This is a genomic window from Bradyrhizobium sp. UFLA03-84, from assembly GCF_002289535.1.
GTDB classification, from domain to species: domain Bacteria; phylum Pseudomonadota; class Alphaproteobacteria; order Rhizobiales; family Xanthobacteraceae; genus Bradyrhizobium; species Bradyrhizobium viridifuturi.
In genome coordinates, this window is record NZ_NSJY01000020.1 from 131,279 (window position 1) to 143,971 (window position 12,693).

General features: G+C 64.8%; 12 protein-coding genes, 1 tRNA gene and 1 pseudogene. 3 read left to right on the forward strand and 11 right to left on the reverse strand.

Annotation, left to right across the window (positions count from 1 at the left end; translation table 11 throughout):
- Positions 1-42: 42 nt before the first annotated feature.
- From CK489_RS39740 to CK489_RS39775, 8 genes are all read right to left on the reverse strand, one after another.
- The gene (locus tag CK489_RS39740) at positions 43-930 is read right to left on the reverse strand and encodes a terpene synthase family protein (protein ID WP_095736127.1); all 888 of its coding nucleotides are present in this window, start codon (positions 928-930) and stop codon (positions 43-45) included.
- Positions 927-2,477: a hypothetical protein gene (locus tag CK489_RS39745; RefSeq protein WP_095736128.1), complete on the reverse strand. Its 1,551-nt coding sequence runs from the start codon at positions 2,475-2,477 to the stop codon at positions 927-929. Before CK489_RS39745 ends, CK489_RS39740 begins: the two co-directional genes overlap by 4 nt.
- A gap of 266 nt (positions 2,478-2,743) precedes the next feature.
- Positions 2,744-3,751 (reverse strand): polyprenyl synthetase family protein, encoded by a 1,008-nt coding sequence (locus CK489_RS39750; RefSeq protein WP_095736129.1) that lies wholly within the window; start codon positions 3,749-3,751, stop codon positions 2,744-2,746.
- Between the two features lie 142 nt (positions 3,752-3,893).
- Positions 3,894-5,237 carry a cytochrome P450 gene (locus CK489_RS39755; RefSeq protein ID WP_050627304.1) on the reverse strand — a complete coding sequence of 448 codons (1,344 nt, stop codon included), beginning with the start codon at positions 5,235-5,237 and terminating at the stop codon, positions 3,894-3,896.
- On the reverse strand, positions 5,237-6,082 hold the full coding sequence (locus CK489_RS39760) for an SDR family oxidoreductase (RefSeq protein WP_050402901.1): 846 nt from the start codon (positions 6,080-6,082) through the stop codon (positions 5,237-5,239). The genes CK489_RS39755 and CK489_RS39760 overlap by 1 nt, the downstream gene beginning before the upstream one ends.
- Entirely contained in the window at positions 6,069-6,377 is a 309-nt protein-coding gene (locus CK489_RS39765) for a ferredoxin (RefSeq protein ID WP_095736130.1), read from the reverse strand. Before CK489_RS39765 ends, CK489_RS39760 begins: the two co-directional genes overlap by 14 nt.
- Position 6,378: 1 nt before the next feature.
- Positions 6,379-7,668, reverse strand: coding sequence for a cytochrome P450 (locus CK489_RS39770; protein ID WP_095736131.1), 1,290 nt, complete (start codon positions 7,666-7,668; stop codon positions 6,379-6,381).
- A gap of 88 nt (positions 7,669-7,756) precedes the next feature.
- Positions 7,757-8,959: a cytochrome P450 gene (locus CK489_RS39775; RefSeq protein ID WP_050627307.1), complete on the reverse strand. Its 1,203-nt coding sequence runs from the start codon at positions 8,957-8,959 to the stop codon at positions 7,757-7,759.
- A 735-nt stretch (positions 8,960-9,694) separates the two neighbouring features.
- Here CK489_RS39775 and CK489_RS43005 point away from each other — a divergent pair.
- The 3 genes and pseudogenes from CK489_RS43005 to CK489_RS42820 all read left to right on the forward strand — a co-directional run.
- Complete coding sequence (locus CK489_RS43005; protein ID WP_095736132.1) at positions 9,695-9,994, forward strand: phospholipase effector Tle1 domain-containing protein; 300 nt, start codon at positions 9,695-9,697, stop codon at positions 9,992-9,994.
- Between the two features lie 305 nt (positions 9,995-10,299).
- Positions 10,300-10,581, forward strand: a complete 282-nt coding sequence (locus tag CK489_RS41170) for a hypothetical protein (protein WP_143278327.1) — start codon at positions 10,300-10,302, stop codon at positions 10,579-10,581.
- Positions 10,520-11,518, forward strand: a pseudogene (locus CK489_RS42820) (recombinase family protein); the annotation flags it as partial. The gene CK489_RS41170 and the pseudogene CK489_RS42820, both read left to right, overlap by 62 nt.
- A 168-nt stretch (positions 11,519-11,686) precedes the next feature.
- On the opposite strand, the gene CK489_RS42825 reads toward CK489_RS42820, so the two are convergent.
- The 3 genes from CK489_RS42825 to CK489_RS39800 form a co-directional block, all read right to left on the reverse strand.
- Complete coding sequence (locus CK489_RS42825) at positions 11,687-11,866, reverse strand: hypothetical protein (RefSeq protein ID WP_050627309.1); 180 nt, start codon at positions 11,864-11,866, stop codon at positions 11,687-11,689.
- A 241-nt stretch (positions 11,867-12,107) separates the two neighbouring features.
- Positions 12,108-12,184: transfer RNA gene (locus tag CK489_RS39795), tRNA-Met, on the reverse strand.
- A 116-nt stretch (positions 12,185-12,300) separates the two neighbouring features.
- On the reverse strand, positions 12,301-12,666 hold the full coding sequence (locus CK489_RS39800; RefSeq protein ID WP_198961136.1) for a hypothetical protein: 366 nt from the start codon (positions 12,664-12,666) through the stop codon (positions 12,301-12,303).
- Positions 12,667-12,693: the final 27 nt, after the last annotated feature.

The following is a 12,693-nucleotide window of genomic DNA, read 5'->3' on the forward strand; positions in this document are numbered from 1 at the left end:
GCGTGCACGCCATCGCCGCCCGCGCGTTCAAGCCGGCGCACGCTAGCCTCCTCCCGCGGCGTCGCTGCGGTAGCGGCTGGTCGAGGTCTGGTAGTACTGGGCGTGGATGGCCGCCATGGCCTCGATCAACGCTCCCCACGGCGCGGGAAAGCGTTCTTCCGCCATCAGCCGATACAACATGCGCGTATGGCCGGCCAGCTCGTCGTTAAGGAACTCCACGGCAGGCATAGCCGGATAGCGCTGCAGCAGCAGGATCGCCGCGTTGCCGGCCTCGCCGGCCAACCTGTCCTTGTTCCGTCCATGCAGATCATTCTGCAGGCGCCCTATCGCGGAGATGAGCCGCAGGACCTGGCGAAACGCCGGACGCGCGCGCAAGGTCGCCATGTCCAGCCCCCACAGCAACGACAGGCAACAGAACACGTTCGTGTAGGCGATCGAATCGATGCCGTTGTGCAGGTACTCGGCATAGGACCAGCGTTCCGCGTCTGCCGTCCGCGCCTGTCCGGCGCGCAGCGCCGCGCAGTAGCGCCGGGTATCGTCGAGAAGCTGAGCATAGTCGCGACGATCGTAGGCAAGCGCAGCCAGCGAAGCGCGCAGCACAGCGCAGCCCTCGAATCCGGGGAGCGCGCACGGCTCGCCCTGTCCCAGCGCCTGCTCCACCGCGGCGAGTTGGTCCGGCGCGATCAGGCCAAGGTCGTTGCAATCGTCGAGCCAGAACAGCAGCGCCAATTCGCGATAGAACGCCACGATCAGCGTTTCGTCCTGCAGATCGCGGCCGGTTCGGGCGCTGATTTCGCGCAGGCTCGGGTGGATGCGCTGCAGGATGTACTGGCCGCCCCTGACGGCTTCCATGGCATGCTCGTCGGCGAACCCGGTCAGGGAACGCCCCCACTGCAGCACCCGCTGCAGCGCGCGTTCGGGCTGGATCATGGCGCCGCTCCTGCTCCCTCGGCCAGGACCCGCCGCTCCCAACGAAGCGCCAGCCACAACCCGGCGAGTTCGGCCACACGCACGACCCGGGTGGGGCAATACAGTTCCTTGCCGATCCACAGCGGCGTTTGCGGCAATGCATGCGGCGCATGGCGGGCGAGCATCCAGTCCAGCGCACGTGCGACCGCCTGCGCGATGCGCCAGCGCCCTGTCGGCTCTTCGCTCCCGTCCATCACGCGCAACGCGAACAGCGCATAGGCGGTTTCCTCGAATGTGGACGCGCGACCGGCGCCCCAGCCGCCGTCCTCGCGCTGCGCCTGTAGTAGCGCCGCCAGCGTGCGCTCGTCGCGCCACTGCGGTTTGCCTTGCGCCAGCGCAGCGAGCGCATGCGCAGTGGGATACAGCCACGAAACGTGCCATTTTTCGTTGTCCCATAGACCTTGCGGGTTGCGATTGGCCTCGACGTAGGCGCTGGTGCCGGCGGCGGGCTTTCCCAACAGCCGCAAGGCATGCAGGGCATGGATGTTGGTCGACACCGAGGCGTTGCGCTCGCCGGGGAAGGTGGCGAACAGCTCGCCGATTTCGAAATGGCGCAACGCATCGACCGCCGGGTCACGGCCAGCAAGGCGCAGGACGCACAACGCAACCGCGGTGTCGTCCGCATCCGCCGCGAAGTGCAAGGCCGGGCCCAGACCGCGCCCGCTCAGACGCGCGTCAAGCTGCGCTACGATCACGCGCACAACCTCGGCGAGCGCGGGATGCGCGAACAGCCCGGCCAGATGCAGGGTGTACAGCGACCAGCATGGCTCGAACACATTGATCGGCCAGACGTTGGGAACGACCCCTTCGATGCCGCTGCGCGTCGCCCGCGATGCCGTCTGCAAATACGCGTCGGCGCGCCCGACCTGCGGCGTGCTCCTCTGTGTCACGGCGTGCGCGCGCCACGCGGCGGTGGCCGCCGGACTGATGCCGATGCTGCCGTCCTCATCCGGGAGTGCGGTGGTCGGCGACGTCCCCCAGGCTTCCCAGGAGTGCAGCAACGGATGGCCGCTCGGCAACGTCGTCACCGCCGCCAGCTTGACCAGGCGCGCTTGCCGCAACGGCAACAGCGCCGGGTGGCGCGGAAACGCCATGCCGCCTAGCAAGGATACGGCCTCGCCGCAACACTGCGGCAGGATCAGCTCCGCGGCGATCGGCGCGTCTTCCGGGACCGCATGCGCGTAGGGATCGGGCTGGCGCTGGAGGAACCGGGTTGCAGCTTGGACTGCGTCGGCAGCGCCGGCAAGAGGATAGGCCCGCTGCAATGCCAGCAATGCCGCCCACGTAGGCGCATGGCGGAACAGCGGGAAGTCCGCGCTTCCCCATCCGCCATCGGCCTGTTGCTGCGCCATGAGCCACGCGTATGCATCCTGCCGACCGGTGACGTTGCCATGGAACCGCAGAGCTCGCGCCGTGTCGTAGACGGACGGACCGACGCTGCCGCCATCGCTCATCTCGCTCAGCAGGCGACGCAATTCGGAGAGGATCTGTTCGGAGAGCGCGTTCACGCGGGATGCTCCTTCTGCAGACGGATGGGCAGACGTCGATCATGTCGCCGCAAGCTGTCGTATGGGCAGTGCCGGACGACCGCCCTGCTCTGGCGCGCCGACCGCCCCGATGCTGGCGCGGGCCCGCCGCATAGGCTTGCGCACAGCGCGCAGCGGCAACCTCTGCGATCGGCGCCGGGCACTTCGCACATTAGTGCAGCATGCACGCACCGCGGCCGCCGACCGATCGCAGCGGCAAAGGAGCGTCTCCAAGCGGACGGGCACGCTCATGCGCATGGCGCGTGCTTGAACAGATACGCGTTGGCCCGCTGCAGGATGTGCGCCAACCGTTCTGCGGCCGGCCCCAGCGGCGCGATGGCTTCCCCCGCATCGCGCAACAGATCCAGCGCGAACTGGCGCGCCGCCTGCAGCCCCATGATCGACGCGCAGGTCGGCTTCTGCGCCGCCGCGTCCTTGCCGGCGGTCTTGCCCAGCGTCGCGGTATCTGCTGTCACGTCGAGAATGTCGTCGATCACCTGCAACGCCAGGCCGAAACAGACGCTGTAGCGATCGAGCGCACAGTACAGCGCAGCGTGCGCGGCATCGTCCGCGATGGCGCATATCGCGCCCATGCGAACGGATGCGCGCACTAGCGCTCCGCTCTTCATCCGGTACATCGCCACGATCCTGTCCAGCTCCACGTGCTTTCCAACCAGCGACAGATCGATGGCCTGCCCGCCTGCGGCACCCTCTGCGGACACCGCCAGCGCCAGTTCGCGCACCAGCGCTATACGGTAGTCGCCTGGCGCATCCAGGCTCGCCAGGGTCAGAAAGGCGTGCGCCTGCAGCGCGTCGCCGACCAGGATCGCAATAGCTTCGCCGTACTTGACGTGCACGGTCGGAAGGCCGCGGCGAAGCACATCGTCATCCATCGCAGGCAGATCGTCGTGGACCAGGGTACAAGCATGCATCATCTCGATGGCAGCGCCGACGTCGTCGAGCATGTGCGCCGGCGTATCGGACAGTGCGCCGGCAGCCAAACAGAGCAAGGCACGGGTACGCTTCCCGCCATACAAGGTGGCGTAGCGCATCGCCGCCATCAGCTCGGTCTCACCGTCATGTTCGACGAAGAGAAGGCGCTCCAGCACCTTTTCGACCCGCTTTGCGCCCTCCTGCATCCAGATCTCGGGCAGCAGCCCGCCGGATGCGCCGCGCGCCTGTCCGCCCAATCCGCCGAGCGAAGAAGCACCGGTCCTGTCGTCCTGTGGCGTAGTATCGGCCTGCAAGTTGTTCATATGCTCGTACCTGACAGGAGGCCACCACGGCGAGCGGCGGGGCGCCGCGGTGTTGTCGGCGTCGCACCGTGAGCGCGCCGAGTGCAGCATTGCCGCGCATCGCCGGCGTCGCTGCCGCGCCACATGCGCATGCGATGCCAGCTCATGAGAATCCGATGCGGATAGTCATGGACGGATGCGCGGTCGGGTAATAGCGCCGGCCTTTTTCGGCGTCGCTCAGCAACCGCGGCCGCACCCCGGCCTCGTGCATGGTCAGCGCCAAGGCGATGCAGAACTGCACCAGTTCCAGCCATGCCAGGTGGTAGCCCATACAGACGTGTGGACCGGTACCGAATTGAAGCATGTCCATCGACCCGATCGGCTCGGTGCGTTGCAGCCACCGCGCCAGCCGAAACTGATCAGGCGCCTCGTGCAGCAGCGCCGAGGTCGAGAAATGCAGCAGCGGGACGCACAGATCGGTGCCCGCGGGAATGCGCCGTTGGCCGAGTTGCAAGTCACGCACTGCACGACGCACCAGGAGCGGCGTCGCCGGATGCACGCGCAGCGTCTCGCGGAACAGCGCCTCGGCAACCGGACACTGCGCCAGATCCGCGTGCCGGGTCGGCACCGCGCCCACGCGTTGCGCCTCCTCGACCAGGGCGTCCCACAGCCCAGGCTGCCGAGCCAGCTCGATCACCATCCAGGCCATCGTCGAGGCGGTGGTTTCGTGCCCACCAAGCAGCAGCAAGCGGATATTGGCGACCAGGACGTCATCGGAAAGCGCATCGTCGCTGCGATCGAAGGCGCTCACCATGTCGTTGATCAAGCCGGTGCGCGAGGCATGTTCACGCGCGGCGCGGACGAACTCGCGCAACCGCGCATCGATCCAGTCGCGGGCGGCGCGACCGCGCCGCAATGGCAGTCCGGGCAGGTCGACCGGGGGCGCGACGATCAGCTGCAGCAGTTGCCGGTACTTGCGACGCCATCCCGGCAGGTCCTGCGCGGGGATTCCCATGAGACTGAAGATGAGCTTGAGCATCAGATCGCCGGTTTCGCGCAGGATGGTTACGTCGCCGTGGTCGCGCCACCTCTGCACGCGCGCCCGGATGACGGGCGCGAACAGCTCGCCGATGCCGGCCTGGGTCAGCCCCTTGGGCAGAAGCGACACCTGGATCGCATCGCGCGCCTGCCGGTGCGCGATGCCGTCCTGGGCAACCAACGTTCCGCCAAACAATTCGGGCGCGATGTCTTCGATCAGCGCCGAGGACACGTCCTTGTGCCGGAGCAGTGCGAGAGCGTCCGGATCCAGACTGGTCATCAGATGTCCGGCAGGGCCGAAATCCAGCCAGAAGTGGCTGCCCAGAGTCCGTTCCGCGCGCCGCAGCAGGCACGGCAGGTCGCAGACGACGGCGGGAAGATGTCCGACCAAGGGGAAAGCACCCGGCACGACGGGGATGTCGTGCCGCAGCCGATGCCGACGGTTCAGCGGGTTGAGCAGCATGTCCATCAGCAGCCCCGCGACGCGTCCGCTTCGGCGGTCTTGCCGGAAGGACGCGCGGCGCGGCTGTTGCCACCATCGGCGTACGTCGGCACATGCGCCATCATGCCGCCGTCGATGCACACGACCTGGCCAGTAATGAACGCAGCATCGTCGGAGAGCAGGAACGCCACCAGCGAGGCCACGTCTTCGGGGCGGCCGACGCGCGGCAGGAGCTGGTGCCGGCGCAGATGCCATTGCGTGCACTCGTCCAGCTTGGCGAGCAGACGATCGGTCATGATGAGACCCGGCGCAACCGCGTTGCAGCGGATCTGCGCATGACCGTACTGGGTGGCGAGCGAGGCGGACAGCATGTTCATCGCCGCCTTCGACGCGGCGTAGGACGTCTGTGCGGTGTCACCGCTGAGCCCCTGGCACGACGACATGTTAACGATCGCGCCACCACCGCGGGCGATCATCCGTGGGATGGCCTGCCGGCAGCAGAGCAACGTACCGCGCAGATTGGTCGCCATTGTCTGGTCCCAGACCGCCAGGTCCAGGTCGAGGATCGCGCGATCGCGCGGAGTCAGATGCATGGCGCTCGCGTTGTTCACCAGCAGGTCGACCCCACCGAAGTGCCGCTCCGCCGTTTCGAATAGCGCAGCCACCGCCTGCGCATCGGCGATGTCTGTGGCCGAGGCCAGCGCGCGGTCTGCCTCGGATGCAATTTGCGCGGTGCTGGCGATAGCCGCCGAGCCATCAATGTCGGCGACCACCACCCTGCCTCCCTCGCGCGCTATAGCGAGGGCGCATGCCTTGCCGATGCCGGCTCCGGCACCGGTCACCACGGCCACCTTGTCTTCAAACCGTCCCATCGTACCCTCCTGGGTGGCGTTGGTCTCTTGCGGCATGCCGCTCGGCCTCCAGTGTAGCAGGCGGAGGGCCGGCGCTTCCGCGCTCGTCATCGCCAGCGTCGCTTTCGATGACCCGAATGGCGGCGACTGGGCACTGGCTCGCCGCCAGCCTCACGGCAGCGTGCAGCGCCTGCGGGACCGTCGCCACGCAAACTTCGGCCACGCCGTCCGATTCGCGCTGGCGAAAGGTGCTCGGCAGCGTCAGCACGCACTGCCCGCTGGTTCCGCACAGATCCTGGTCGACCACGACGCGCATCTCAGCTCCCTAGCGCATGCAGCCGAACCGGTAGCGCGCGGAACGTCCGAAGGAATGCGGAGGGCTCCCGGGTCGGCTGCCCGGCCAATGCCAGCGTGGGGAAGCGGGCCAGGATCCGCGGCAGGCTCTCGGCCAACTGCACCCGGGCCAGTTGCGCACCAAGGCAGAAATGAATGCCATGGCCGAAGCTCAGCATGATCTTCCCGTCGATCGACATGCCTGGACTGGTGCCGTAGAACCGCGCCGGGTCGAAGCGATCGGGATCGGCGAAGGCGTCCGGGTCGCGATTGCCGGACGCGATCAGCACGCGCACGTCCGAGTTTTTCGGGATCACCACGCCGCCCAGTTCGATGTCGCGCTGTGCGATACGCGGAATGGAGCTGAACATCGCGGGCGCGTCGCAGCGCAGGACTTCTTCGACGAATGCCTTCACCCCCGCGGCGTCTCGCTGCAGCCAGTGCCGCTGTTGGGGATGCGCCAGCATCGCCAGGACTGCGTGGTCGATGGTCGCAGCAGTGGTGGTGAAGCCGCCCAACAGCATACCCCACAACATGCTGATCAACTCCGCATCCGATAGCGTGTCGGCATCATCGTCGTGTGCGCCGACCAGCATCGACACGATGTCGAAGCGGGGATTGGTGCGCTTGCGCTGTATGAGACCGCCGAAATAGGCCTTCACTCTGGCACTGGCCGCGTCCGCCGCGGCGAGCTGGGGATCGCTGGCGTGTGGGCTGAGGCCTTCCAGAATGGCGCCGATGCCGGCGGCGAGCCCGAACATGTCGTCCTGGGGCATGCCAAACAGTTCGGCGAAGACCAGCATGGGCAAGGCCAGCGCGAATTCCCGATGCAGGTCCACGGCCTCCCCGCGCTCCAGTGCGGGCGCCATGCCGTCGAGGCGCGCAGCGACGATGCGCGCGATGGTCGGCCGCAGGTCGTCAATCTGGCGCATGGTGAAATCGCGCGAGATCAGCCGGCGCAGACGCGTGTGCGCCGGTGGGTTCTTCATCGCTAGCGTGGACGCCAGTAGATTGAGCGACAGGCTGGCGGCTGCACGCGGAAAATAGCGCGCCAGTTCGCCCGGCGCTGGTCCCCGAAACGCATCGCCCGTGGCCGTGAGCGCCCAGAGGATGTCGGCGTGGCGGCTCAACAGAAAGAGGCCCGCCGCTGGGCGATGCACCGGATCGTGCTCGCGCAACCACCGCATGAACGGATACGGGTCGTGAAGGCACGCTGGCGACGCCAGTTCGGCGAAGGCGTCCCGACATACTGCCGTGGCTGCTTGCACGTCCATTTTGGTTACCTATTGGCTGGCTGGTCTGACGGGAGCGCGCGCCGATAAATTGCAGAGAAGATCGCGATAGCCGGCGGCGTCCCGCGCATCACCAGAGCACCGGAAACGCCTCGAACCCACCAGTGATGATGTCCTTGCGCAACTTCAGTTCTTCGGGCGCCACGGCCAGGCGCAACGCAGGAAACCGCTGGAAGATCGAACCGAACACCACCTTGAGTTCGAGTCTCGCCAGCGCTGCGCCGATGCAGTGGTGCGGTCCGTAAGAAAACGCCAGGTGAGGATTTTCGTCGCGTCCGATGTCGAAGGTTTCCGGGGCGTCGAAATGGCGTGCGTCAAACGACGTCGCCGGCAGCCCGACCAGCACCTTGCTCTCTGCGGGAATATTTATGCCCGCGATGGTCACATCGGTTTTCGGATAGCGCATGATTCCGTCCCAGCCGGCGCCCGGCGGGTACATGCGCAGGATTTCCTCCACCGCCTTGTCCACCAGGGATGGATCGCCGACCAGGCGTTTGCGCTGTTGCGGATGGCGGAACATGGCCAGCAGGCCGAATTCGATCTGCGCGACGGTGCTCTCGTGCCCCGCCACCAGCATACCCGCCGCAAGGCCGACCGCCTCTTCCTCGGTCGCCTTGCCCTGGTCGACCGCCGCGAGCAGATCCGTCAGCAGGTTGTCGCCCGGAGCCTGGCGCTTGTCGCGCATCTTGCCGCGCATGTAGAGGCGCAGTTCTTCCCAGGCCTCGCGCGACGCGCTGCGCGGTCCGCTTTCATGCTGGTGCGTCATCACTTCGTTGGACAGTTCGGCGAAAAAGGCGTGATCCTCGTAGAGCACGCCCATCAGCGCGCTGATGACCATGGTCGGAAGCGGAAAGGACAGATGGCGCCGCAGGTCGGCGGGCTGGGACTGGGCCGCCAGCGTCTCGAACAGCCGCGCGGCGATCGCCTCAACCTGCTGCCCAAGCAGCTTCACCCTGCCGTCACTGAAGGCCGGCGCCACGATTGTGCGTAACCGGGCATGCTCGCCTCCCTCGTGCGAGACCAGCCACCCCTGCGAACCGAGAATCACCGAATCCGGGGTGAATGCCGCCGGCGGCATTCCCGCGGGCCGGAACGCCGCGTCCGACAGCGCCGCCTTTGCCTCGTCGTAACCTGTCACCCACCAGCCTTCGTGTCCGGACGGGAAGCGCACGCGGTGGATCGGACCGTTGGCGCGTAGCGCCAACATCTCCGGCGAAGGCTCGATGTGATCGACTCGCCACATCGGCAGCGTCGGCAAGGATTGTTCGGACATGGTGGCAAATCACTCTCTAAGCGATGAAAGGACGGAAGGTGACCGATAGGAGCTGCAGGCAGCGAATGCATTAGACGGCAGGTAGACGACAGCCTCCGCGGCGTTGGTCCGTACCCGATCTCCCATCCGCACGAGTAGCGCGAAGAAGGCTCATCGCAATTCCAGGCACCCAGCGCACGCTCAGGCGGAAAAGCGGCCCCTAGCCGAACGGCAGGTGCGGGCTGTGCCGCCGCATGACATCGAACCTGCCGGCATCGCCAAAGATCGACTGACCGTAGGGATTGGTGAAGGAGGCTCGAAGCACCCGTCACCAACTTGCACGCCAATATAGCCTCCGGACCAGTCGCACTTTTCCGGTGGCAGTTTCGCTGGCTCCCAAAAGAAGAACTCTAGATCGCATCCAATCCTTCCCTGCATTTTCTCGGTCCACTACCGAGCGCCAAGTCATGCCACAGCAAGCCGTCGGAACGGACCAAACGCGAACAGCGACGCGCGCCGTGTCCGTCCCGAAGATCATCGCACCGCGATTGGTGATGATGCCGTGAACAGAGCAAATCGCGTGCCGAGATGAGTTCGCAGGCTCAGCAGGCACTTCGTAGCGCGCGTATGTCAGGTTTCTGGCATTGGGTCTCAATGCCGACAACGGCGCAGCAAGTGCCCCGACAAAGGCCTGCTCTCGCGCTGAATGTGTGGGGCGCCCTTGCGCGGATTTCAAGCAACCGGATTGGCTGTGGAATGTGGTTCGCAGGAAATCACTCCGATGTCGGCGGTAGTTATCCCGAAAGTGAAACCCGCCTCTCCGACATCTCGCTGGGTTGGATGGCGCATGCTTTCCAGACCTTTCCCGACCGCAAGGAGCCCGACGGATTCGCAGGTTCGGAACGATTCGAACTGTGCGTAGAGTTCTTCCAGTGGCATTTCAGCGTAAAAAACCAATGGCGGCCGACGGCACGACCGACTTCTAGATCCTGCAGAACGAGCTCAAGGGCAAATCGAAGAGCATCATCCTCGCAGCGTTCGATAACGTCAGCCTGAAGGAGAACCAGCCACTCGGCTGGTGCGCGCGTGCGCAACGGCTACGGTTTCAACAAATGACCACGGACCGCACAAGAAAAGACTCGGCCAAAATGCAAGAATGCGATCGGACTCAAAAGACAAAGCAGCGGAATCAACGAAGCTACTCGTTCCGCGCTGCTCATGACGGCGTGCTGCGGGAATTGCCGAGCCTGTCATCTGCGAGAGCAGAACGACTGCTCAGATCTCTACGCTCCCGAGAATCTATCGATTTTTCTTTCGATCATATCCAATTCTGCGATCGATGTCTAAGAAACCTACCCTTCTTGAACCGCTTGCAGCATCGTGGCGTTATGAAGCGTGCGAAAGCAAAGGAACATGCGCCACCGTGGGTAAACTCACCTGGAATAGATCGTGCCTTAGTCAAATTCGTTGAAGCTCTTGCAATCGCCGATGCGAGGCGCGATCATGTCTTCGAGAATGAGCGGCTGATAAAAACTCATATTGACGCCGCCAGCGAGAAACGCATCAGCGGTGGTGTTCAAGATGAAGTCCGCAGCAGTTTATGCTCGGTTCTCGACCGAGCTTCAAAACGAAAAATCGACTGAAGATCAGATTGCTCTGTGTAGGGCCTATGCGGCCCGTAATCAGCTCGACGTCGTTGCGATCTTCGAGGACAAAGCTCGTTCTGGAGCCTCTGTATTCGGTCGCGATGGCTTGATGCAGCTTATGGATGCGGCTCGCCAACAACGTTTTTCCGTCGTCATTGTGGAGGCGTTGGATCGGCTTTCTCGTGATATGGAAGACTTGGCCGGCATCCACAAAAGGCTATCTTTCCAGGGCATCCAAATCCAAGCCGTTCATGATGGCACCGCGGATTCGATCTTGATTGGAATTCGCGGCCTCGTTGGACAGATGCAGCGCGAAGACGGAGCGAAGAAGGTCCGTCGCGGTATGGCCGGTGTGATACGCGACGGTCGACACGCCGGCGGACGCGCCTACGGATATCGAGCTATTCCCGGCAAAGCCGGCGAACTCGAAATCGTCGAAGACGAAGCTGCGATCGTCCGACGAATTTTCACGGCCTATGCCGGGGGACGAACGCCGCGGGACATCGCACACGATCTCAACCGAGAAAACGTTCGTCCGCCGCGAGGCCGGCTATGGAACGCGTCGACGATCAATGGGAACGCCGAACGTGGTGCTGGGCTCATCTTGAACGAACTCTACGTCGGGCGGATCGTTTGGAACAAAGTCCGGATGGTCAAGGATCCAGACACCGGCAAGCGGCTGTCTCGCCCGAACCCTCGCGATGAGTGGCAGAGCATCGAGGCGCCTCAGCTTCGGATCGTCGAACAGTCCGTTTGGGAGCAGGCTCACGCTCTGAAAACCGAGAAGAGCCACTTGGCCAGCCACGTGAAGCGCCGGCCACCGCACCTCCTCTCCGGTCTCCTTCGCTGCGGTTGTTGCGGATCGGGGATGTCGGTCCATGACCGTGACAAGACTGGAAAGACCAGGATTCGCTGCTCGGCGGTTCGCGAGAGCGGGAGTTGTTCGAATCGAAAGATCATCTACCTGCGCGACATCGAAAGACTTGTGCTCAGCGGCATGACGGAAGAACTGAAAGACCCGCAGCTCATCGAGACTTATGTCCGCAACTACAACAGTGAACGAGAGCGGCTTGCTGGGCACGCGGTCGCAGTTCGCGCGCGACTAGAAGCAAAACGTGATCGGATCGAAGGCGAGCGCCAGCGCAACATTGATCTCGTGATCAATTACGTAATTTCCGAGAAGGACGCCAAGCAACGGATCGCGGAACTGAAGGAAGAACGATTGCGCGTCGAGTCCGAACTGGCCGCACTCGAAGAAGCTCCAGTCCCCGTCGCGCTCCATCCGGTGACCCTGGACCGCTACATCAGCACGGTCAACGCACTTGCGGAGATAATGGCCAGCCACACCGAGGCGAAGGACGACCGCGGTTCCCTAATAAACGACTTTCGCGCGCTTGTGCACAGCGTCACAGTCCACCCGAAGGGACCACGGGAAGGGTTTGAGATCGAGGTGAAAGGCAAGCTCGCCGCGCTAATCGGCGGGAACGCTTTTCCCCAGGCCCACCGCGATAGTGGGTTATACATGGTAGCGGGAGAGGGACTTGAACCCCCGACCCCAGGATTATGATTCCCGTGCTCTAACCAGCTGAGCTACCCCGCCATGGGTCCGCGATCGGCGGCATGTAAGCCACTGCTGCGAACGCGGCGCATATAAAGAGTGGCACACGCACCTGTCAAGCAAAGGCGGGCGGGGCCGCAAACTATTGCAGCCAGAGGCTATTTCGGCCTGACCGAGGGGTCGGCGCCAGGGCTGCCGGGCGGTGGAATCACCGGCGTGTTGCCGCCTTGCGGGGTCGGCGCACGCATGTCGGGATCGACGCCGGCCGGCGGACACAGCACGCCATCGGATTTGGCGAGCTTGTCGCCCAGCGATGAGGTCCCCTGCCCGGTCGTGGTTCCCTCCGGCGCCGCAACACCGGGATGCGAAGGCTGCTGCGGCGCGCAATTCGCGGCGGCGCGCTGTGGCGCCGGCGGCGCGGTCTGTGCCGGCGGCGTGGCTGATGTCGGCGGCGCCTGCGCCGCGGCAACAACGGGCGCCAACATCAGGGCACAGGACAAAGCGAGCGTTCGATTGATCCTCATGATGAGAAAACCAGCACGACGCGCCGA